Below are 22,219 nucleotides of genomic sequence, written 5' to 3' on the forward strand. Positions count from 1 at the left end.
CTGGAAGGGACCGGTCGATTCTCCCTGATCGAAGGTCGCTGCGATAGCGCCGGAAGGCATCCGCCGGGGGGGGGCCGCGGGGGCCCCGGGGGGCGCGGGGGGCGGGCCCGGGCGCGCCCCCGGCGGGCGGGGGGGACGGGGGGGGGCCCCCCCCCCCCCCCCCCCGGCGGCGGGGCGTCAACCCGCGTTGGCCCCGCGGTGGCGGGCACCTTCCAGGATCGACAACCCGGCCAGCAGGCCGACGATGGTGACGTAGAAGCTGGCCGTCATCTGGTGCGCGAACATCGACTGGGTCAGCCCGCACAGCACGTACGTGGTCACGATCATGATCCCGGCCGCGGCAGGCCCGCGGAACGTACTGCGCCCGCTGCGCCGATGCAGGCGCACGAACACCCACAGCGGAACGCCATACACCGCCAGCAGCAGCAGCAGGCCGGGCATGCCCTGGGTGGCGGCCCATTCGGCCACGTCGTTATGGGCATGGCCAAGGTGGCACCGCTGTTCGTCCGGGTTCTCGCGGCAGACCGGCACACGCTGCATCGCGTCATCGAAGTGGCCGATTCCGACACCGACCAGCGGGTGGTCCAGGAAGGTATCCCAGGCAACCTGCAGACGCTCCACGCGGGCACCGGCGGAAGAGTCGCTGTCGCCCTGCTCCATGCGCTGCATGTCGCTGTGCAGCTCGCTCAGCCGCACCTGGTGACGCAGCTCGGGCACCGACAGCAGCAGGGTGGCGCCAATCGCCAGCATGCCTGCCAGCACCGACAGGCGGGCGGTGCCGGTCCGCCAGCGCAGGCTCAGCGCCAGCACCACCAGCAGAGCCAGCAACGCCGCGAACACGCCACGGCTGCCGGTCAACACGATGGTTCCACAGCCGGCCGCCATGCCGACGATCACCAGCGACCAGCGTCGCGAAGGTCGGCAGAACACCAGCAGCACCATCAGCACCATCACGATGTCGGCCAGCACGATGGCATTGGTGAACAGCTCCGCACGCGGAGCCCCCTGCAGTACCTGCCACAGCGACATCGCGAAGGTGACCAGCAGCCCGGCCAGCGCGCCACGCCAGAGCCAGCGCAGGTCCGGGCGCAACGCGCAGACCCACAGGGCGATCCAGGGGATCACCACGAAGCGCGAGCGGTTGTCGACATCGCGCAGCCCCTGCTCGAACAGCAGCACCGACAGCAGGCCCAGTGCCAGCACCGCGAGCATCAGCCAGGTCAGCACCTTCACCGGCTGCCCGCCCATGTGCCGGGCGCGCCACAGCAGTTCCGGCGCCAGCAGCGTGCTGGCCAGCAGCAACAGGCCATACGGAAGCAGGTTGATCGGCACGGTAAGCACCAGCGCCGGAAGGCAGAACAGACCGATCTGCGCCAGCCAGTGCGCCGTGCGCTGCCGACCGCCGACGGGGGCACCCGGCAGGTCGCCGGCCGCGGGGTTCAGGTTGTCCGGTGGAGCTGGCACGTCGGAAGTTTCGCTGCGGGTGTGCGGGAAGAACGGGGGCGGCCACAACGGCCACTCCCAGTGTGCTGTTTTACTGCCTTTGTCGCCTGTTGGGCAGTCTGGACAAGCGTGGACACAGGTCTTTATCCCCGTTCCTGCAAACGCCGTTCACGTTCGCGCTCGCGATCGCTGGCCTGGCAGGGCGCGACCACCGCCTCCGCCGGCACCAGCCACCAGCGGCGACGATTGGCCACGCCCGCCGGTTCGGCCCGGTCGCGGTCCACGCACGGCAACAGGGCGTCCTCCTGCACCAGCAGCCAGCGCCGCGCCGGCACCAGTCGCTGCCAGCGCGTCGCCGCCTGCAGTTGTTCATCCCAGGGGGTGTTGAAGCCGAACGTGGCCGCCGGTCGATCGGCCATCAGCAGGTTCTGTTCCTTCCAGGCCACCAGGCCCAACTCGGCCTGCGGGCCGATGCGCTCCCCCACATGGCGCATCAGGCCCCGCGCCGAACCCGAATCGTTCAACAGCGGGTAGCCCACCAGGCTGTACAGCACCCACACCGTGGCCAGGGTCGACACCATGGCCAGATGACGCCGGCCACGGCCAGACAGCAACAGGCTGGCCACACCGCAGGCGCCCATCGCCAGCGCCGCCCAGGCCAACGCATCCATCACGCCCGGTGCCAGACCACGTTCGTGCTCCAGCCTCGACTCAAATCCCGGCTCGCCCAGCAATGCCAGTGCGCCTGCCAGCAGCGTGCCGAGCGCCAGGGCCAGCGTGAAGAGCCCCAGCAGTGCCTGCACGTCGCGACGGCGCAGAAGGCCGGGCAGCAGCGGCGCCAGGGCCAGGCAGAACATCGGCAGCGCAGGGAGAATGTACACATCGCGCTTGCCCTCGGGAATCGAGAAGAACAGCACGATCAGCAACCACCACCCCAGCAGAAGCAGGTAGCGCGCGTCGCGTCGCTGCAGCCGGCGGCGCCAGGCCGGAATCGCCCACGGCAGTGCCAGGAACGCGGGAATCCACATCGACGGCATGATTGCCAGGAAGTACCACCACGGCTGGTGATGGTCCCAGGACTGGGCATAACGCCCTGCGGTCTGCTGGAACAGGATGTCGTCCATGTAGGCGCGGTACTCGTCCAGCCCGGTCGCCAGCGCCGCCAGCACCATCGGCAGCAGCCACAGCGCCACGGCCAGCAGGAACGCCAGCGGCGCCAGCCAGAAGCGCAGGTCGCGCGCATGCAGGCGCACACCGTTCCACCGCAGCGCCGAGCCGATCACGGCCGGAACGAGCATCAGCAGGGCGATCACACCCACGCCCTTGGTGATGACGCCGATCCCGGCGAAGAACCAGCCCAGCCACCACCAGCGCCATGCCGGGCCCAGCAGCAGGTGGCGCAGCAGCCCGTAGTTGGCCAGGGTGATGAACAGCACCACCAGCGGATCGATCTGTGCCTTCTTCGCCTGGAAGGTGAACTGCAGTGCGAACAGCAGTGCCCAGCCTGCGTACAGGCCGACGCGTCGCGTCCACAGCCGATCGCCGAGATCGACCACGCACCACAACGTGCCCAGCGCGGCGATCAGCGAGGGCAGCAGGAACGCCAGCCGCCAATCGCCGATCAGGTGATAGAGCGTGGCCTGCCACCACATCAGCATCGGCGGCTTGTCCGAGTACAGCTCCAGGCCGCGATGCGGGAACAACCAGTGACCGCTGTCCACCATCTGCTTGGCGACGAGCGCGAAGCGCGGCTCATCCGACGGCCAGGGATCGCGCAGGCCGAGTCCAGCCCCCAGCACCAGCAGGGCCATCACCACGAACAACCACGTCTCTCGCGACGCGCGGGTTTTCAGCATGAGGACTTGAACGGCAGCGGATTCACACCGCTTTTAGCAGACGCGCGTAGAAGAATCCGTCAGCATCGCTGTCACCGGGCAGTCGTTGGCGTGCAATGCCTTCGCAATCCAGCCCGAACGCCTCGTCCAACGGCTGCGCCACCGCATCCGGGTGCCACTTCAGGAACGCGCGGATCTGCTCGATGTTCTCCGCACGCAGGATCGAGCACGTGGCATACAGCAGGACGCCACCGGGGCGCAGCATCGACCAGCATGCCTCCAGCAGCCGGGCCTGAACGCCGACCAGCGCATCGATGTCCTCGGCGCGGCGGTGGAACATCACATCCGGCTGGCGGCGGATCACGCCCGTGGCCGAACAGGGCGCATCGAGCAGGATCGCATCGAACGGCGTGCCATCCCACCACGCGCCAGGATCGCTGGCGTCTGCCGCCAGGGTCTGTGCGCCCTCACCGACACCCGTGCGCGCGTACGTGTCACGGGCACGCGCCAGGCGACGGGCGTCGATGTCCAGCGCCAGCAGGCGCAGGCTGGGATCACGCTCCAGCAGGTGCGCCGACTTGCCGCCCGGTGCGGCGCAGGCATCCAGTACCCGCGCCCCGGCGGCCGGCGCCAGCGCATCGGCCGCGCACTGCGCGGACAGATCCTGCACCGAGAGCGCGCCCTCGGCGAAGCCGGGCAGCTGGTTGACAGCGACCGGCGTCGCCAGCCGCAACGCGTCCGCACTGAGCGGACTCGGCTCGGCGACGATACCGGCCTCGGCCAGCACGGCCAGGACTTTCTCGCGGCCACCGTGCTGGCGGTTGGCGCGCAGCCACAGCGGCGCAGGCTGCAGGCTGGCGCTGAAGATCGCCTCGGCCTGCGCCGGCCAGTCGCGCTCGATGGCCTCGGCCAGCCAGGACGGAAATGCATCGCGGGCCGGCTGTTCCGGGAATCCCTCACGCTGGGCGCGGCGCAGGATGGCATTGACCAGGCCCGCCTGGCGCTCACGGCCCAGCGCACGCGCTGCGTCGACGGTGGCCGACAGGGCCGCGTGCGCCGGCAGTTCCAGTACGTCCAGCTGGGCGAAGCCGACCATCAGCAGCGTGCGCAGGTCTGCATCGCGCGCCGAGAGCGGCTTCTGCATCCACGCCTGCAATGCCGCGTCATAGGTACTGCGACGGCGCAGCACGGCAAAACACAGCGCTTCCAGCAACGCCCGATCACGGCTGTCGGCCAGCTTCGGCAGGGCCCACGCCAGTTCCGCCTTCAGCGAACGGCCACGGGTGAACACCTGGGCCAGCACGCGCGCGGCCAGCATGCGGGTGGCTGCACCCGGCGCCGCCTTGGCGATGGAGAAGTCATTCTGTTTCGTCACCGCTTACGCTCCCACGCGCAGGTCGCGACGGGCGTTGAGGTAATCGGCGGCAGTGATCGCCTTGCCACCTTCGCGCTGCAGCACGCGCAGGCGCAGCGCGCCCTGGCCGCAGGCAATGTCGATGCCTTCGCGGCCGGCAGCAAGTACCGTTCCCGGTGCCTGGCCGTGCTCCATCGCCTGCGCCACGGCGCCATGGATGCGCACGCGCTCGCCGGCCAGCGTTGCTTCGGCGACAGGCCACGGGTTGAACGCACGCACGGTCCGCGCCAGCACCGCTGCATCCTGCGCCCAGTCCAGCTTCGCCTCGGCCTTGTCCAGCTTGTGCGCATAGGTCACGCCCTGCTCCGGCTGCGGCCGCGCGATCGGCTTGATGCCGGCGCGCAGCAGTCCCAGGCCATCGGACAACACCTGCGCACCCAGCTCGGCCAGCTTGTCGTGCAGCTGGCCACCGGTATCGGTGGCCGCGATCGGCAGCGCCTGGTGCAGCAGCACCGGGCCGGTATCCAGTCCGGCTTCCATCTGCATCAGGCACACGCCCGTGGTCTCGTCACCTGCCTGGATCGCGCGCTGGATCGGCGCCGCACCGCGCCAGCGCGGCAGCAGCGAAGCGTGCACGTTCCAGCACCCGTAGGTCGGGATGGCCAGCACGGCCTTGGGCAGGATCAGGCCGTAAGCCACCACCACCATCAGGTCCGGCTTCAGGTCACGCAGCTGCTGCTGGGCCGCTTCGTCCTTCAGCGATTCGGGCTGGTACACCGGAATGCTGCGGGCCACCGCCTCAAGCTTCACCGGCGAGGGGGCCAGGCCGCGACCACGGCCTGACGGACGGTCAGGCTGGGTGTAGACGGCCACGACCTCGTGGTGGCGCGCCGCTGCGCGCAGCGATGACACCGCGAATTCCGGCGTACCGGCAAAGACAATCCTCATGGCTACCCCACTTGCAGGATGGATTCGTGCAGGAAAGAAAACGGCGCCGTCGGCCGGCGCCGTACAGCCCGCGCGCTGCGCGCGGGCACGGGCCACCCCTGCGGGCGGCCCGGAGCGGCGATCACGCCACGTGCTTGCGCTGCTTGGCCAGCTTCTTGCGGACCATCTCGCGCTTGAGCGGCGACAGGTAATCGATGAACAGCTTGCCGTCCAGGTGATCCATCTCGTGCTGGATGCAGGTGGCCAGCACTTCACCGGCCTCCATCTGCTGTTCCTGGCCATTGCGGTCAAGGAACTTCACGGTGATGGTGTCGGCACGGGTCACGTCGGCGAAGATGCCCGGCACCGACAGGCACCCTTCCTGGTACACCCGGCCCCCGTCCTTGGCGACGATCTCCGGGTTGATGAACACCAGCGGCTGGTTCTTCTCTTCGCTGACATCGATGACCATGAAGCGCTTGTGCACGTCCACCTGGGTAGCGGCCAGGCCGATGCCCGGCGCGTCGTACATGGTCTGGAACATGTTGTCGACCAGTTCCTGGAAGGCCGGCGTGGTCACTTCGGCGGCGTCGATCAACGCGGCCTTGGTACGCAGGCGCGGATCGGGGAACTCAAGAATCGGGAGGAGGGCCATGGCAGTTTCCGGATAGGGGGCCGGCACGCCGGCATACGTCGCAGATTCTAGCTGCAACGCTTGCCTTGCGCCCCGGTTTCTGGACTATAGTGCGCGGACCTGTTGGGGAATCAGGGCTTCACACCTATGTTGCTTCGTTTTCGTACGGTCGTCGCCGCGGCGATGCTGACCGTGGCTGCCTATGCTACCGCCGTGGAAGTGAATGGCGGGCACCCGGATACCTATGTGGTCCGAAAAGGGGACACGCTGTGGGATATCGCCGCGCGTTTCCTGCAGAAGCCCTGGCTGTGGCCGGAGATCTGGCAGGCCAACCCGCAGATCGCCAATCCGCACCTGATCTATCCGGGTGACGTGCTGAGCCTGGCCTACCTGGACCGTGTGACGGCCCAGCCCGGGCCCCGCCAGGAGGCCCCGATCGATGCCATTCCGCTGGCCCAGGTCGAGCCGTTCCTGAAGCAGCTGAGCGTGGTCGACCGCATCGACCACCTGCCCTACGTGGCGGGCCTGGAAGAAGACCGCCTGCGCGCCAGCAGTGGCGAAGCCGTGTACGTGCGCCTGGCCGATGCCCAGGTCGGGCAGCGCTGGGCCGTGGTCCGCCCGACCGTGCGCTATGGCGTGCCCAAGCCCACCGAGGACCTGACCGCCAATGGCGAGGTCACCCCCGGCAGCGGCAACCTGTGGCGGGCCTACAACGCGCCGACGCGACGTGCGCACCAGATGCTGGGCTACGAGCTGATGCAGGTCGGCACGGGCACCATCACCCAGGTTGCCGGCGGCAAGGTCGAGGCGTCCACCCTGGTGCTGGACAAGAACAGCGGCGGGCGTGAAGTCCGCGCCGGCGACCGGCTGGTGCCGGTCGAGGCAAGGCCCTACGACCTGCAGTTCGTGCCGCATGTGCCGGCGGCGGGCGTCGAGGGCGTGGACGTGCGTGTGCTCGCGGTGACCGACATGTTCAGCGTTGGCGGGCCGCGCGATGTGATCGCCATTTCGGCGGGCCGCGCGCAGGGCGTGGACAACGGCACCGTGTTCTCGCTGTGGCGGCCGGGCCGCCACGTCGCGCACCGGATGAAGTACCCGGGGTCCTCGCGCATGGATGATTCGCTCAGTACCGGCGCCGGCCGGGTCTCGCTGCCCGACGAGTACGCCGCGCATGCGATGGTGTTCCGCACCTTCGACAACGTCAGCTATGCGCTGGTGATGCAGGGCGTGAAGCCTGTACGGGTGGGCTACAGCGCGCTGCATCCGGACACGAAGTAGGGTTGCCGGGAACATCCCTGACAGCCGCACGCGAAGGCGCCCTAGGGCGCCTTTGTTGTCTGCGGTCGATAGTGGGGGGATGACCAAGCAGGCAGATGAGGCGCTGGTGCGCCTGGTGATGGCGGGAGGCGCGCTGGCGCCGCGGCGGGCACTGCTGCAGGGCGCGGGCAGCGCCGAAGCGGCCCTTGCGCTGGGCGTGGCCGGCTGGCGCGCCCATGGCTGCACCCCGGAGCAGTGCGCGGCACTGGAACGCCCCGATGCGCAGCGGTCGAAAGCCGCCCTGCACTGGCTGCAGGACGACAATCATCACCTGCTGGCCGTTACCGACCCGGCCTTCCCGCCCCTGCTGCCGGAGGTCCCCAACCCGCCGCTGGCGCTGTTCGTGGCCGGCGACCCCAGCCAGGCCTGGCGCCCGGCGGTGGCGGTGGTCGGCAGCCGCTCACCCACACCGGCCGGTCGTGCGCTGGCGGCGCGTTTTGCCGGCAGCTTCGCCGAAGCCGGACTGGCGGTCGCCAGCGGCCTGGCAGCCGGCATCGATGCGGCCGCCCACCTTGCAGTGCTGGATGCCGGCGGCAGTACCGTTGCCGTCATCGGAACGGGCCCCGACCGTGCCTATCCGGACCACCATGCGCCACTGCAGGCCCGGATCGGCGCCGAGGGCGCCGTGCTCAGCGAGTACCTGCCCGGCACGGCTGCCCGTCCCGGCCACTTCCCGGCGCGCAACCGGCTGGTGGCCGGGCTGGCCCTGGCCACCGTGGTGATCGAGGCGGCGCACCGGTCCGGCGCCCTGATCACCGCGCGCCTGGCCGCCGAGGCCGGTCGCGAGGTATGCGCCGTGCCCGGCTCGGTGCTCAATCCGCGGGCAGCCGGCTGCCACCGCCTGATCCGCGAGGGAGCCGCCCTGGTGGAACGGCCCGAGGACGTGCTGGAGCTGCTGGCCCCGGCCCTGCGCCAGCAGCTGCCGGCCTTGCAATCGCGGCTGGCCACCCCCACTGAACAGGCAGTGCCAGCCGACCTGCCGGCACGCTGGGTCGGCGACCCTGACTACCAGCGGTTGTGGCAGGCCCTGGACCTTGACCCAATCAGTATGGATTCACTGATCACGCGCTGTGGATTGACGGCGCCGCAGGTGTCCTCCATGCTGCTGGCCATGGAACTTGCGGGAATCGTGGTCTGCGTACACGGCCGCTACTGTCGAACTCCCTAGTTTCTTCACCTCCACAGCGTCGCGCGACGCAGGCCGAGGGGCAATGAAAGAGAGCATCCTGGATGTACTGCTGTACCTGTTTGAACACTATTTCAGCGAAGATGCGGACCTGATCCGTGACCGCGATTCGCTCCAGAACGGCCTGATCCAGGCCGGATTCAGCCCTACCGAGATCAACAAGGCATTCGACTGGCTCGATGCCCTGGCGGCACAGCGTCCGAGTGTGGCCCAGGCGCGGGTCGATGGCCCAGTGCGCATCTATCACGGGCCCGAGCTGGACAAGCTGGACGTGGAATGCCGCGGTTTCCTGCTGTACCTGGAGCAGCACGGCATCCTCGATGCCGACCAGCGCGAGCTGGTGCTGGACCGGGCGATGGCGTTGGACCAGGACGAACTGGACCTGGACGATCTGAAATGGGTCGTGCTGATGGTGCTGTTCAACCAGCCCGGCGCCGAGGCGGCTTACGCCTGGATGGAAACGCAGATGTTCATGGACGAGCCAGAACCCCTGCACTGACCGTACACTTGGGGCATAGCGCATTCAGGAGCGTGCCCCGTGAGCGAGTGGTTCCATGCAGAAGGCAATCGGCAGCAAGGCCCGCTGCCGGCAGAACAGCTTGTCGAGCTGTTCCGCAACAATCAGATCAGCCTGGACACCCTGGTGTGGCGCGATGGCCTGCCGCAATGGCAGCCATTGCGCAGCGTGGTGGATGAGCTCGGCCTGATCGTGCCGGCCGTCGATGCCGCCCGCGACGACCCCGGGCTGCAGCCCCCTGCCCCGCAGCCTCCGGTACTGCCGGCGGCAACCCCCTATGCCCACAGTGCGCCCGCGGCCGCGTTGCCGCCACCAAAGAAGGGCCTGTCCGGCTGCGCCCTGACCGCCATCATCGGCGGGGCACTGCTGCTGGTGGTGGTGCCCATCGTGGCGATCCTGGCGGCCATCGCGCTGCCTGCCTACAACGACTACACCCTGCGCTCCAAGGTCGCCGCGTCGCTGACCGCACTGCAGCCGCTGAAGGACCAGGTGCAGCATTTCGCCGATGAGGAAGGCCGGTGCCCGGGTGCCAACGATGCCGGTTTCCCGGCGCCGGGGGACTTCTCCGCCGCAGGCCTGTCAGCGGTCCACATCGGCCGCTTCAACAACGGTCATTGCGGTATCGAAGCCACGCTGGCCGCGCCCGGCAAGACCATCGATGGCGATCTGCTGTGGCTGGAATACGACCGCGACAGCGGCCGCTGGGAATGCAGCGGCGAAAGCAACGACAAGTATCTGCCGCAGCAGTGCCGCGGCTGAGCCATCGGCACTGCACCCCAAGCAAGGACGACCCAGGAGGGACACACAATGACTGAGTGGTATTTCGCCGAAGGACAGCAACGCCAGGGACCGCTGCCGGTCGAGGACATCCGCCAGCGCTTCCAGCGCGGCCAGCTGACACTGGATACGCTGGTCTGGCGCGAGGGCATGGCGCAATGGGCCGCGCTGCGGCAGGTGGTCGACGAGCTCGGCCTGCAGACCCTGGCCAGCGCCACCACGGCCGCTGACAGTGGCGGCTTCGACCTGCGCAGCGACTACCAGGCCATCGACAACGGCACGGCGCCGCTGCCCGGCACCGGCGCGCTCAGCAGTTCGCCCTACAGCGCGCCGGGCACCGCAGCCATGGCCGGCCACGCACAGCCGGTGATGGGCGGCGAAGTGGTGTACGCAGGCTTCTGGAAGCGCGTGGCTGCCTATGTGATCGACTACTTCGTGCTGCTCATCCCCGGCACGATCATCGGCGTCATTTCCGCCCTGGCACTGGGTGCGGGCATGGGGGCCGCCGGCAGCGGCGAGTCGGCCATCGAGATCATGGGCCAGCTGGTCAGCGGCCTGCTCAACCTGGTGATCTCCATGGTGTACTACACCTGGTTCCACGCCTCGCGCGGCGGTGCCACCCTGGGCAAGATGGCCGTCGGCATCAAGGTCGTGCGCAGCAACGGTGACCGGCTGACCGTGGGACGTGCCTTCGGACGCTACTGGGCCGCCGTGCTGAGCGGCCTGATCCTGTGCATCGGCTACCTGATGGCCGCGTTCACCGAGCGCAAGCAGGGCCTGCACGACATGATGTGCGACACCCTGGTGGTGGACCGCTGGGCCTTCACCGACCAGCCGCAGCTGCAACGCCGCGAGCTGGGCGTGGTCACCATCGCCGTCCTGGTCATCACCGCCCTGCTGGCCCTGGCCGGCCTGGTCCTGATGGTGGCGGCCATCGGATTCATCGCCAAGATGGCCTCCTGACCGGCCATCCTCACGCCTGGGCGCTTGACATGGAGCGTCCGGGCGTGATTCCTCTAATAAGGAAACCTGAACGCCCGGCACCCAACCGGGCGTTCAGTTTATGGATTTGCCCGTGGCCGCTTCACTAATGCGGCCGTTTGCTCCACCCTAGCGGCCCCTCCCCTGCGGCTCGCCCCACAGACACTGCTGCCATGCCCAAGCACCTGCTCATCGTCGAATCGCCGGCCAAGGCCAAGACGATCAACAAATACCTCGGCAAGGACTACACCGTCCTGGCCTCGTATGGGCACGTGCGCGATCTGATCCCGAAGGAAGGCGCGGTCGATCCGGACAACGGGTTCGCCATGCACTACGACGTGATCGACAAGAACGAAAAGCACGTCGATGCGATCGCCAAGGCGGCCAAGGGCGCCGATGACATCCTGCTGGCGACCGACCCGGACCGCGAAGGCGAGGCGATCAGCTGGCACATCGCCGAGATCCTGAAGGAGCGCGGGCTGGTCAAGGACAAGCCGATGCAGCGCGTGGTCTTCACCGAGATCACCCCACGCGCCATCAAGGAAGCGATCAACCAGCCGCGGGCCATCGCCAGCGATCTGGTGGACGCCCAGCAGGCACGCCGTGCGCTGGATTACCTGGTCGGTTTCAACCTGTCGCCGGTGCTGTGGCGCAAGGTACAGCGCGGCCTGTCCGCCGGCCGCGTGCAGAGCCCGGCACTGCGCATGATCGTCGAGCGCGAGGAAGAGATCGAAGCCTTCATCGCGCGCGAATACTGGTCCATCGCCGCCGAATGCGCGCACCCGTCGCAACACTTCAATGCCAAGCTGGTGAAGCTGGACGGACAGAAGTTCGAACAGTTCACCATCACCGACGGCGATACCGCCGAGGCTGCGCGCCTGCGCATCCAGCAGGCGGCGCAGGGCTCGCTGCACGTCACCGACGTGGCCAGCAAGGAGCGCAAGCGCCGCCCGGCGCCGCCGTTCACCACCTCCACCCTGCAGCAGGAATCCTCGCGCAAGCTCGGCTTCACCACCCGCAAGACCATGCAGGTGGCGCAGAAGCTGTACGAAGGCGTGGCAATCGGCGATGAGGGCACGGTCGGCCTGATCTCCTACATGCGTACCGACTCGGTCAACCTGTCTCAGGATGCGCTGGCGGAAATCCGCGACGTGATCGCCCGCGATTACGGCATCGGTTCGCTGCCGGACCAGCCCAACACCTACCAGACCAAGTCCAAGAACGCCCAGGAAGCGCACGAAGCGGTGCGACCGACCTCGGCGCTGCGCACGCCGGCGCAGGTGTCGCGGTTCCTGACCGACGACGAGCGCAGGCTGTACGAACTGATCTGGAAGCGCGCGGTAGCGTGCCAGATGATTCCGGCCACGCTCAACACCGTCAGCGTCGACCTGTCGGCCGGCAGCGAACACGTCTTCCGTGCCAGTGGCACCACCGTGGTCGTGCCCGGCTTCCTGGCCGTGTACGAGGAAGGCAAGGACAGCAAGAGCGCCGAAGACGAGGACGAAGGCCGCAAGCTGCCGGCGATGAAGCCTGGCGACCGCGTGCCGCTGGAACGCATCCTGGCCGAGCAGCACTTCACCCAGCCGCCGCCCCGCTTCACCGAGGCGGCACTGGTCAAAGCGCTGGAAGAGTACGGGATCGGTCGTCCCTCGACCTACGCCTCGATCATCCAGACCCTGCTGTTCCGCAAGTACGTGGAGATGGAAGGTCGCAGCTTCCGTCCGTCCGACGTCGGTCGTGCAGTGTCCAAGTTCCTGTCCAGCCACTTCACCCAGTACGTGGACTACGACTTCACCGCCAGGCTTGAAGACGAGCTGGACGCCGTCTCGCGCGGCGAGGAAGAGTGGATCCCGCTGATGTCACGCTTCTGGGAGCCGTTCAAGGAGCTGGTCGAGGACAAGAAGGAATCGGTTGATCGTGCCGAAGCCAGTGGTGCGCGCGAGCTTGGCACCGACCCGAAGACCGGCAAGCCGGTCAGCGTGCGCCTGGGTCGCTTCGGGCCGTACGCCGCCATCGGCAGCACCGCCGAAGATGCCGAGGAGAAGCCGAAGTTCGCTTCGCTGCGCCCGGGCCAGTCGATGCACACCATCACCCTGGAAGACGCGCTGGAGCTGTTCCTGATGCCGCGCGCGCTGGGTGAGGACAAGGGCGAACCGGTCAGCGTCGGCATTGGTCGCTTCGGCCCGTTCGCCAAGCGTGGCAGCACCTATGCCTCGCTGAAGAAGGAAGACGACCCGTACACCATCGACCTGGCCCGCGCCGTCTTCCTGATCGAAGAGAAGGAAGAGATCGCGCGCAACCGGATCATCAAGGAATTCGAAGGCAGTGACATCCAGGTGCTGAATGGCCGCTTCGGCCCGTACATCAGCGACGGCAGGATGAACGGCAAGATTCCCAAGGACCGCGAGCCCGCCTCGCTGACGCTGGCCGAAGTGCAGCAGCTGATGGAAGAAACCGGCAAGCCGGTGCGCAAGGGCTTCGGCGCGAAAAAGGCCGCTGCCAAGAAGGCACCGGCGAAGAAGGCGGCGGTGAAGAAGGAAGCCGCGCCGAAGAAGGCAGTGGCCAAGAAGGCGGCCGCGAAAAAGGCGCCGGCAAAGAAGGCCGCCGCCAAGAAGGCACCGGCGAAGAAAGCGGCAAAGAAGGTCGTCAAGAAGGCCTGATGTGGGACAGCGCCCGGCCACCGGTCGGGCGCGGGCAGTGCAGTGCCCGGTCCGCCGCCGCCTCGATGGCGCCGGTCCACCCCATCTGCACGCGGTGGGAGGATAATGAAGGCCCATGCCGGGCCGGTCGCCACCATGAAAGAACTCACCCTGGATTCTGCCGTCACCCTGCTGCGCTCCGGCGGCGTGATCGCCTATCCCACCGAAGCGGTCTGGGGCCTGGGATGCGACCCGTCGCACGAAGCGGCGGTGCACACGGTGCTGCGGCTGAAGCAGCGGCCGATCGAGAAAGGCATGATCCTGGTGGCCGCCGAGCTGGCGCAGCTGGAAGGCTGGGTACGCCTGCAGGCGTTGCCCGACGAGCGTCAGCGTGCAGTGCTGGCCAGCTGGCCCGGCGCCAACACCTGGATTCTTCCGGCCGGATCACGCGCGCCAGGCTGGATCACCGGCGAACACAGCGGCATCGCGGTGCGCATCAGCGCCCACCCGCTGGTGGCGGCACTGTGCCACGCGTGGGGCGGGCCGCTGGTCTCCACCAGCGCCAACCTGGCCGGCGAGCCGCCCGCACGCAGCCGCGAGGAACTGGATCCGCGCCTGCTGCGCCTGCTGGACGGTATCCTGGACGGCCCGACCGGCGGCCTGGCCCAGCCGACGCCGATCCGCGATGCGCTCAGCGGCAACGTCCTGCGATCCTGAGCCGCCCTGTGGACGCGCGGATTGCGCCGCTCCGCCGGATCCCGCACGCTGCCTCCATGAGCCCGCTGCGCGCCGCCCTCTGCCTGAGCCTGCTGCTGCCATTGACCGCCACCGCCGGCGACGATGTGCGTGTCTACCGCTGTGTCGGCAGCAATGGCGCCGTGGCACTGCAGGACACGCCGTGCAGCAGCGGCCGCCAGGAAGTGCGCGACCTGCAGCGGCCGCGTGACCCGGCGCCGCAGGTGGTGCGCAGCGACGCCGCGCCCGCAACCAGCACGCCGCCGGCCGTGATCGAGCGCGAGGTCCGGCACGTCTACATCCAGCCTCCGCAACCGATGTACGAATGCGTTACCGCTGACGGCGAGCGTTACACCAGCGACAGCAACGAAGGCAATCCACGCTGGGTCCCGCTGTGGACCACGGTCTGGTCGCCGCGCGGCCATTTCGGGCCAGGCCATCCCGGGCCCCGCCCGGCTACGGGCGCATCGGCCGGAGGTCCGCCGATCTACCGGCCACCTGCGGTCGGCGTCGGCGTGCAGGTGCCGGCAGGCAACATCCTGGTCCGCGACACCTGCCATGCGCTGCCGCCGCAGGAAGTCTGTTCGCGCCTGCGCGATCGCCGCTGGGAGCTGGACCGCCGCTACAACAGCGCGCTGCAGAGCGAGCGCACCGCGATCAGCAACGAACAGCGCGGTATCGATGCGCGCCTGTCGCGCGACTGCGAGCGTTGAGCCCCTGCCCGTGTAGGCTGCACGCATGAGAAAAGCACTCTGGCTGGTTCTGGCGCTGCTGCCCGCAAACGCGTTCGCCGAGGACATGGTGATCTACCGCTGCACATTCAGCAGCAGCGACGTTCCTACCCTGCAGCGCACGCCCTGCCCCGAAGGCAGCACGCAGCAGATCCAGCGGGTACCGGCGCCAGCAGCGACGCCGGCACCGCGCGTGGAGCCGCCCGCCGGCCAGGAAATGGAGCTCGCCCCGTCGTCAGCGCCGCCGCCGGCAGCGGCGGACACGCCGCGCCGGCTCGACCAGGCGCGCACCATCATGGAAGCGGGCATGGTTGAACCCGCTGGCGGCGGCGACGCCATTCTGGACAGCGCAGCGCTGCCGCTGCGGACGGACCCGGCAAGCCGCAGCGACACCGCGCCACGGGCACCGCTGCCGCCGATCTTCCAGTGCAGCAGCGAGGAAGGAAGCCGCTACCTGCACGAGTACGAGGCGGCGCCACCGCACTGCGTGCTGCTCGACGTACAGGGTCTTGGCGGTGTCACCCCGGCCAATGCCGCCAGCTGCGAAGTGGTACGCGACCGCTGCGAGGAGGTTCCCGAGATCCAGCGCTGCGGCAGCTGGCAGCAGCGCCTGCGCGACGCCCGGGGGCGTGAGCGCTTCGCCGCGCCGGAGAACCTCGACGCCGCGCGCAGCGAGCGCGAGCGTCTGCAGGCCGTGCTCGAGGCCAGCGACTGCCCGGTACCGGGGTGAGGACCTGCCGGCGTGGCGCGGGCCCAACGCGGTGACGGTCAGAACCCGTAGCGCAGGAAGCCGCCGTCCACGGCGATGCATTCGCCGGTGACATAACTCGCCGCCGGCAGGCACAGGAAGCCCACGGCCGCGGCGACTTCCTCCGGCTCACCGATGCGGCGCATCGGCGTGCGATCGATGACTTCCTCGTAGTAGTCAGGGTCAGACAACGGCCCGGAGGTGCGGCGCGTGCGGATGTACCACGGCGCCACCGCGTTCACGCGGATGCCGTCCTCGGCCCATTCCACGGCCAGGTTGCGGGTCATCTGATGCATCGCCGCCTTGCTCATGCCGTACACCACGCCACTGCGCACATGGGTCAGGCCGGAGACGCTGCCGACGTTGACGATGGCCGACGACGCGTGACGTGCCAGCAGCGGATGCGCATAGCGCGACAGTTCAAACGCCGAGAACAGATTGGTCTCGAAGATGCCGCGCCACTCGTCCTCGGTATAGTCGATGGCGGCGCGGGTGATGTTGCCACCCGCATTGTTGACCAGCACGTGCAGGCCATCGGCATGGTCCTCGACCCAGTCCAGGATCTGCCGGCGATCCTCGTCGTCGGAGACGTCGGCGGCAAGCGCGCGCACCTGCTGGTCGGGATAGGCGTCGGCCAGCTCGTCGCGCGCGGTTTCCAGCGCGTCGATGTCGCGCCCGACAATCATCAGGTCGGCACCGAAGCCGGCCAGTTCACGCGCGATGGCCAGGCCGATGCCGGCGCTGGCGCCGGTGATCAGTGCGGTCTGCCCGTCCAGTCGCCACCGTTGCTGGGTCATGTGTCCTCCCGGGCTGCGCCCGCTGTGTTCCGATGCAGAAAGGATACGCGCTCACGGCACGCCCCTGCCGGCGGTGCCACACTGGCCGCACGCCCGTCGTGGAGAGCCGCCATGCGCATCCTGATCCTGTCCGTACTGCTGTCGACGACTGTATTGCTGGCCGGCTGCCAACGCCCACCGGCACCGGACCCGGAACGGCCGCCGGAACCCCAAGCCTTGGCCCGTGCAGCGCAGCAACCGATCGATCGCGCGCGCGCCGTGCAGAAGACCGTCGATGATGGCGCCGAGCGCGAGCGCAGCGCGGAAGCCGACGCAGCGCGCTGATCGCCGCGATGGCGCCGTCAGCGGAGCGCCGCCAAACGAAAACGCCCGGCCAAGGGCCGGGCGTTTTCCGTCGATCCACGCTACGCGTGGCTGGCTGTGCTCAGAACCCGCAGAAGCAGTACGCCAGGGTCTTTACCGGAGCGCCGTTACCCTTTTCGCGCGCGGCGTTTTCGACGAAGCGCAGCTGGGTATCCACTTCCGGCATCGTGCGCGCCAGCATCATCCGCGCCACGCCCGAATCGGACAGCATCCAGGCACCAGTACGGCTGCCGGCAAACCCACTGACGAACTGCGCGAACGGGGTCGCGGCCTTTTCGATGTAACGCACGCGGAACTTGTCTTCGCCGCCCAGCTTGGCGCGGCTGGCGGCGTCGGCCACGGCGTCTTTCAGGCCACCGAAGGCATCGACCAGACCACGTTCCTTTGCCTGCGCGCCACTCCAGACACGGCCACGGGCCACCTCATCAATGGCCTCGACCGGCTTCTTGCGTGCTTCGGCGACACGTCCGGTGAAGTCGGCGTAGCCCTTGTTGATGACCGTCTGGATGACCTGGCCCACCGCCGGATCCATCGGACGGGTGACGTCGAACGCACCGGCGAAGCGCGTGGTGCCGACACCATCGGTATGCACGCCGATCTTGTCCAGCGCGCGGCTGAAGTTCGGGATCATGCCGAAGATGCCGATCGAACCGGTGATGGTCGAGGGATCGGCGTAGATGCGATCGGCATTCATGCTGATCCAGTAACCACCGGACGCGGCCAGGTCACCCATTGACACCACCACCGGCTTGCCGGCGGCCTGCAGGGCCACCACTTCACGGCGGATCTGCTCGGAGGCGAACACTTCGCCACCCGGCGAATTCACGCGCAGCACCACGGCCTTGACCTGCTCGTCGTCGCGCGCAGCGCGCAGCAGCGCCGACGTGGACTCACCACCGATGCGGCCGGCCGGCAGGTCACCGCCACTGATCTCGCCGGCGGCAACCACCACGGCCACCTGCGGGCGTGCATCCACCGGACTGCGGCGGGCGTCGAGCAGGGCCATGTAGCGACCGAAATCGACATTGCGGAAGCCGCCCTCAGCGTCTTCATCGGCCACGCCGCGTTCGATCATCAGGTCTTCGAACTCCTCGCGGGTCTTCAGCGCGGTCACCAGCTTCTGCTGCAGGGCGAACTTGGCCAGATCGCCACCGGCAGCCGCCACGCCTTCGGGCAGCGTATCGATGCCGGCGGCCAGTTGCGCCGGATCCAGCCGGCGCGCCTTGGCGATGTCGCCCAGATAGCGCTGCCACACGTCGTTCATCCAGTACAGGTCGGCTTCCTTGGCCGCCGGCGAAGCAGCATCAAGCACATAGGGCTCGGCCGCGGACTTGTACTCGCCCACCTTGAACAGGTGCACGTCCACGCCCAGCTTGTCCTGCAGGCCGGAGCGGAAGTACTGGCGGTAGCGGCCCAGACCCTCGAGCACCACCGATCCCATCGGATCCAGGTAGACCTCGTCGGCCTGCGCAGCCAGCAGGTACTGCGACTGGCCCATGCTTTCGCTGTAGGCCACCAGCTGCTTGCCGGACGCGCGCAGGCTCTGCAGCGCGGCGGCGACTTCACGCAGCGAGGCGAAGCCGGAGGGCTGCAGCTTGTCCAGTTCCAGCACCACGCGTTCGATCTTCTTGTCCTCGCGCGCCGACTCGATCACCCGGACCAGGTCACGCAGCTGGACCTCTTCGGCGCTGTTGTCGCCCACGGCCTTGGCCAGCGCGCGGCTGACCGGATCGGCGCTGAACTGCTCGACCAGGCGTCCTTCCGGTGCGATCACCAGGGTCGTGCGGTCCTGCAGCGATTTGCTGGCACCGGCGCCCATGCCGGCGGCGATGACGAACACCACCAGCAGCAGGAACAGCAGGCCGAAGAACACCAGGTTGAGGATCAACCGGCGGGTGAAATTCATGACGTCCCACAGCCCGATGAAGAAACTGGCGACGGGATTGCGACGCGCCTGGGGCAGCGGGGGCACGGGTTGATTCATGGAGCGCTCCGGATGGCTTCTTGCCGTGGTAACAGCATAGCCGGTGCCGTGTGAGGCGGCATCGGACACAAGTCAGGGGATCGCCCGTCACGGGGTGACGGGCGGAGGGTCAGGACAGCGCGGACTGGCCGATGCGCTGGCTGCTGCGACGCAGGCGCCAGCCCATCAGGATGGCGGCGGCAGTGAGGCCGACGATCAGGCCGATCCACATGCCCTGCGGGCCCATGCCCAGCCCCAGGCCGAGCCCGGCGCCGAGCGGCATGCCCAGGCCCCAGTAGGCGAACATGGCGATGAACATCGGCACGCGGGTGTCCTTCAGGCCACGCAGAGCTCCGGCCGACAGCACCTGGATGCCGTCCGGGAACTGGAAGGTGGCCGCGTACAGCAGCAGCGTGGAGGCCAGGCCGGCCACCGCCAGATCGTTGGTGTACACCCCGACGATGGCATCGTGGCCGAACAGCAGCACCAGCGCGGACAACGTCTGTGTACCCATGATGATCGCGTAGCCGGCCCAGGCTGCACGACGCACACCGAAGCCATCACCCCGCCCCACTGCATGACCCACGCGCACCGTGGTGGCCTCGGCCACGCCCATCGGGATCATGAAGCACAGCTGCGCCACGTTGATCGCGATCTGGTGGGCTGCCGCCTCGTTGGCGCCGAGGCGGCCGATCAGCAGCGCGGTGACGATGAACAACCCACCTTCCATCAGCACGGTGATGCCGATCGGCAGACCGGTGCGCAGCAGGTCCCAGATCGCCTTCCAGCGCGGCCACTCGAAGTGCGAGAACAGCTGCAGATGGGCGAATCGCCGGGTACGCCACAGATAGAGGGCAAATGCGCTTGCCTGCAACCACATCATCACCGCCGAGGCGATGCCCAGGCCCTCGGCACCCAGCTCCGGGAAGCCCAGCTTGCCGTTGGCCAGCACGTAGCCCATCGGCGCCAGCACCACCAGGCCGCCGAAGCCGATCAACATGGTCGGCAGCGTCCAGTGCATGCCCTCGCTGAGATAGCGCATGCAGAAGTACAGCGTCAGCGCCGGCCCGCCCCAGCGCACCGCATGCAGGAACGCTGTTGCGCCGGGCACGATGTCCGGCGCGATGCCGAAGGCGGGCAGCAGCGGCGGCACCACCGTGAGGAAGGTGAACATGATCAGGCCCAGGCCCAGCGCCAGCCACAACGCCTGCCGGAACAGCGGACCGATCTCGCGCTCGCGGCCGGCGCCGTGCAGCTGTGATACCGAGGCGGTCAGCGAGATCAGCGTGCCGATCGGAATCAGCATCGGCAGCCAGAGCAGGGCCGTGCCGATGGTCACGGCCGCCAGGGTTGAGGTGGCGTGATGACCGGCAATCACGTTGTCGACGAAGGAGATCAGGCCGGTGGAGACATGCCCGAGCACGAGCGGCAGGGCGAGCAGACCGGTGGCGCCGACTTCCTTGCTGAAGCGCGGCGTGGAGGTTGCGTTGGACATGGGATGCGGAACGCGAACTGCGGTTGCGCGCGAAGGGCACAGGCACCGGGTTGCGGGCCGTCATCTTACGCGCGCGGTGCGTTCATTCCCATGACATGGCGTGAACGCTGGGTTTGACCGCGCGCTTACTGGCCGGCCTGGCGCTTGAGCCAGGCGTCTCGTTCCGCAGCAGGTACGGCGAGGAACGCGCTGCGCACCGCATCGCGTTCCTGCGGCGGCGTGCGCTGGGCCACCAGCGCCAACTGCGCCAGCTGTGCCGGGCTGAGCTGGTGCAGCACGGCCAGTGCACTGTCGCGCTGCTGCGGTGGCAGGAAGCCGAACAGCCCATGCAGCTTGGGAAACTCCACGCCCAGTTGCGGCCCCAACCGCCAGCCATCGCGGAACGCCTGGTCCTGTGCCTGGAATTGCGAGCGCAGGCGCTCCTGCTGTGCGGCCGGCAGTGCGGCGAACCGCGTGGCCGCCTGACGGATGCGTTCGCGCTCGCTTTCCGGCAGCGCGCGCCAAGCGGCGTAGTCGGCGCGGCGCTGCCGCTGCTGCTGCGCGTCGAGCTGGACGAACGCGGTGGGTGCCGCCGATGGCGGGACCGCGGGCGTGGCCGCCGGCGCGGGTGGCAGTGGAACATTCAGGGTCTGGGGCGTTGCGGACAGCGACAACGGGATGGCCAGCAGCAGGCTGGTGATCACGGACTTATTCATCGGCGGCGGCGGTTTCCAGCACTGCGCTGGCCGGCTCTGGCCGGCTCGGCTTGGTCTGCGATTCGTCCACCGGCAGCGGACCACCGGCGGCCGTCCAGGCATACAGATCGGCCTCGGCCAGCAACGGATAATCGCGGTCGGCCAGCATTGCTGCGTCATCGTTGGCCGGGGCGCTGTCCGCCTGCGGCGTGGCAGCGACCGTGCTCGGCGGCAGCGCCTCGACCGTGACCGGGCCGGCCTCGGCAACCACCCCCTCCGGCAGCGGCGCATCGCTCACCAGCGACCGACCGCTCCAATGGCGCCAGCCCAGAGCGGCTGCCAGCAGTACTGCCACCGTCAGCAGCAGGATCGCCGGCCCGCGCCAGCGCGGTCGGGCATCGGGGCGCCGGCGCCGGGGGCTGGCAGCGCTCCGTTCATCGCGCTGCGGTGCCCTCCAGCTGGACGTCGGCGCCTGCGGATTGCTGCTGGTGGCAGCTGCCGGCTGCTGCAGCTGCTGCAGGCGCTGCGCCGGCAGGTCGCGGATGCGCTGCTGCACCTGTTCGGCCAGGCCGCGCCAGGCAACGGCATCCGGCTGACCCTGGGCATCACGCGGGCAGGCATCGGCCAGCAGCTGCTGGTAGCCGGCCTCATCACGATCGAGTACCCGCGTGGCGATGTTCTCATCCAGGCTGCCGCCCACCCGCAGCAGCAGGGCCAGCCGTGGCAGCGGTGCCATGCCGCCCAGTGCGGCGAGTGCCGGCGGCCACTGGCCCGGGGCCGGCTCGCGCAGTGCCTGCCGCTGCCCCAGCAGGGTCCAGAAGCGGGTCGGCCACTGTGCCATCGGCAGATCGCTGGCAACGGCCGAGAAGGCGCGCATCACCGCCACCAGGGTCTGCTCGGCCCGGGCCGGGTCGCCGCATTGCAGCTCCGCCACTACCAGGGCACGGCGCTCTACGCCACGCAGAAACGCCGACAGCGCACCGGCCGCGGTCGAGGAAACAGGGGCGGGCACAGCGGTCATCGGTCACTCCAGAGGTCTGCCGGCATGATAGCGGCAGGCCATCGGCGCCCGGCAGGACTTGCGTCCGTGGGCACTTCATGCT

At 68.8% G+C, this 22,219-nt stretch carries 20 protein-coding genes; 10 read left to right on the forward strand and 10 right to left on the reverse strand.

Annotated elements, in window-relative coordinates; all coding sequences use genetic code 11:
* Window positions 1-177: 177 nt before the first annotated feature.
* The 5 genes from ACVOMM_RS07215 to def all read right to left on the reverse strand — a co-directional run bounded on the left by ACVOMM_RS07215 (window position 178) and on the right by def (window position 6,214).
* Complete coding sequence (locus tag ACVOMM_RS07215; RefSeq protein ID WP_053517197.1) at window positions 178-1,443, reverse strand: O-antigen ligase family protein; 1,266 nt, start codon at window positions 1,441-1,443, stop codon at window positions 178-180.
* Between the two features lie 143 nt (window positions 1,444-1,586).
* Window positions 1,587-3,299, reverse strand: coding sequence for a glycosyltransferase family 39 protein (locus tag ACVOMM_RS07220; protein WP_346480472.1), 1,713 nt, complete (start codon window positions 3,297-3,299; stop codon window positions 1,587-1,589).
* Window positions 3,300-3,321: 22 nt separating this feature from the next.
* On the reverse strand, window positions 3,322-4,653 hold the full coding sequence (gene rsmB / locus ACVOMM_RS07225; protein WP_481526065.1) for a 16S rRNA (cytosine(967)-C(5))-methyltransferase RsmB: 1,332 nt from the start codon (window positions 4,651-4,653) through the stop codon (window positions 3,322-3,324).
* Window positions 4,654-4,656: 3 nt separating this feature from the next.
* A complete protein-coding gene (fmt, locus tag ACVOMM_RS07230) occupies window positions 4,657-5,580 on the reverse strand; it encodes a methionyl-tRNA formyltransferase (protein WP_481526066.1) in 924 nt (307 codons plus the stop codon).
* Window positions 5,581-5,701: 121 nt separating this feature from the next.
* Entirely contained in the window at window positions 5,702-6,214 is a 513-nt protein-coding gene (gene def, locus ACVOMM_RS07235; RefSeq protein ID WP_053517114.1) for a peptide deformylase, read from the reverse strand.
* A gap of 126 nt (window positions 6,215-6,340) precedes the next feature.
* Here def and ACVOMM_RS07240 point away from each other — a divergent pair, with 126 nt between their 5' ends.
* The 9 genes from ACVOMM_RS07240 to ACVOMM_RS07280 all read left to right on the forward strand — a co-directional run bounded on the left by ACVOMM_RS07240 (window position 6,341) and on the right by ACVOMM_RS07280 (window position 15,806).
* Window positions 6,341-7,471, forward strand: coding sequence for a LysM peptidoglycan-binding domain-containing protein (locus ACVOMM_RS07240; RefSeq protein WP_053517112.1), 1,131 nt, complete (start codon window positions 6,341-6,343; stop codon window positions 7,469-7,471).
* Between the two features lie 79 nt (window positions 7,472-7,550).
* Window positions 7,551-8,678, forward strand: a complete 1,128-nt coding sequence (gene dprA / locus ACVOMM_RS07245) for a DNA-processing protein DprA (RefSeq protein WP_481526067.1) — start codon at window positions 7,551-7,553, stop codon at window positions 8,676-8,678.
* Between the two features lie 43 nt (window positions 8,679-8,721).
* The gene (locus ACVOMM_RS07250) at window positions 8,722-9,195 is read left to right on the forward strand and encodes a DUF494 family protein (RefSeq protein WP_053517108.1); all 474 of its coding nucleotides are present in this window, start codon (window positions 8,722-8,724) and stop codon (window positions 9,193-9,195) included.
* Between the two features lie 39 nt (window positions 9,196-9,234).
* Window positions 9,235-9,972 (forward strand): pilin, encoded by a 738-nt coding sequence (locus ACVOMM_RS07255; protein WP_481526068.1) that lies wholly within the window; start codon window positions 9,235-9,237, stop codon window positions 9,970-9,972.
* A 48-nt stretch (window positions 9,973-10,020) separates the two neighbouring features.
* Entirely contained in the window at window positions 10,021-10,953 is a 933-nt protein-coding gene (locus tag ACVOMM_RS07260) for an RDD family protein (protein ID WP_053517104.1), read from the forward strand.
* Between the two features lie 191 nt (window positions 10,954-11,144).
* Complete coding sequence (locus tag ACVOMM_RS07265; protein WP_481526069.1) at window positions 11,145-13,631, forward strand: DNA topoisomerase I; 2,487 nt, start codon at window positions 11,145-11,147, stop codon at window positions 13,629-13,631.
* Between the two features lie 105 nt (window positions 13,632-13,736).
* Entirely contained in the window at window positions 13,737-14,327 is a 591-nt protein-coding gene (gene tsaC / locus ACVOMM_RS07270) for an L-threonylcarbamoyladenylate synthase type 1 TsaC (protein ID WP_080375246.1), read from the forward strand.
* Between the two features lie 56 nt (window positions 14,328-14,383).
* Entirely contained in the window at window positions 14,384-15,058 is a 675-nt protein-coding gene (locus ACVOMM_RS07275; RefSeq protein WP_481526070.1) for a DUF4124 domain-containing protein, read from the forward strand.
* Window positions 15,059-15,083: 25 nt separating this feature from the next.
* Window positions 15,084-15,806, forward strand: coding sequence for a hypothetical protein (locus tag ACVOMM_RS07280; RefSeq protein WP_481526071.1), 723 nt, complete (start codon window positions 15,084-15,086; stop codon window positions 15,804-15,806).
* A gap of 38 nt (window positions 15,807-15,844) precedes the next feature.
* On the opposite strand, the gene ACVOMM_RS07285 is transcribed toward ACVOMM_RS07280, so the two are convergent.
* Window positions 15,845-16,621 (reverse strand): SDR family oxidoreductase, encoded by a 777-nt coding sequence (locus ACVOMM_RS07285; protein ID WP_065181584.1) that lies wholly within the window; start codon window positions 16,619-16,621, stop codon window positions 15,845-15,847.
* Between the two features lie 111 nt (window positions 16,622-16,732).
* Between ACVOMM_RS07285 and ACVOMM_RS07290 the strand changes: the two genes are divergently transcribed.
* Window positions 16,733-16,945 (forward strand): hypothetical protein, encoded by a 213-nt coding sequence (locus ACVOMM_RS07290; RefSeq protein ID WP_180876527.1) that lies wholly within the window; start codon window positions 16,733-16,735, stop codon window positions 16,943-16,945.
* A gap of 100 nt (window positions 16,946-17,045) precedes the next feature.
* Here ACVOMM_RS07290 and sppA read toward each other — a convergent pair whose 3' ends face one another.
* The 4 genes from sppA to ACVOMM_RS07310 all read right to left on the reverse strand — a co-directional run bounded on the left by sppA (window position 17,046) and on the right by ACVOMM_RS07310 (window position 22,137).
* Window positions 17,046-18,968 (reverse strand): signal peptide peptidase SppA, encoded by a 1,923-nt coding sequence (gene sppA / locus ACVOMM_RS07295; RefSeq protein WP_053515746.1) that lies wholly within the window; start codon window positions 18,966-18,968, stop codon window positions 17,046-17,048.
* A gap of 109 nt (window positions 18,969-19,077) precedes the next feature.
* Complete coding sequence (locus ACVOMM_RS07300; RefSeq protein ID WP_053515745.1) at window positions 19,078-20,442, reverse strand: MATE family efflux transporter; 1,365 nt, start codon at window positions 20,440-20,442, stop codon at window positions 19,078-19,080.
* A gap of 125 nt (window positions 20,443-20,567) precedes the next feature.
* The gene (locus ACVOMM_RS07305; protein WP_053515743.1) at window positions 20,568-21,137 is read right to left on the reverse strand and encodes a DUF3106 domain-containing protein; all 570 of its coding nucleotides are present in this window, start codon (window positions 21,135-21,137) and stop codon (window positions 20,568-20,570) included.
* Window positions 21,130-22,137: a hypothetical protein gene (locus ACVOMM_RS07310; protein WP_065174442.1), complete on the reverse strand. Its 1,008-nt coding sequence runs from the start codon at window positions 22,135-22,137 to the stop codon at window positions 21,130-21,132. The genes ACVOMM_RS07305 and ACVOMM_RS07310 overlap by 8 nt, the downstream gene beginning before the upstream one ends.
* Window positions 22,138-22,219: the final 82 nt, after the last annotated feature.

It is taken from the genome of Stenotrophomonas sp. STEN009, assembly GCF_056760395.1.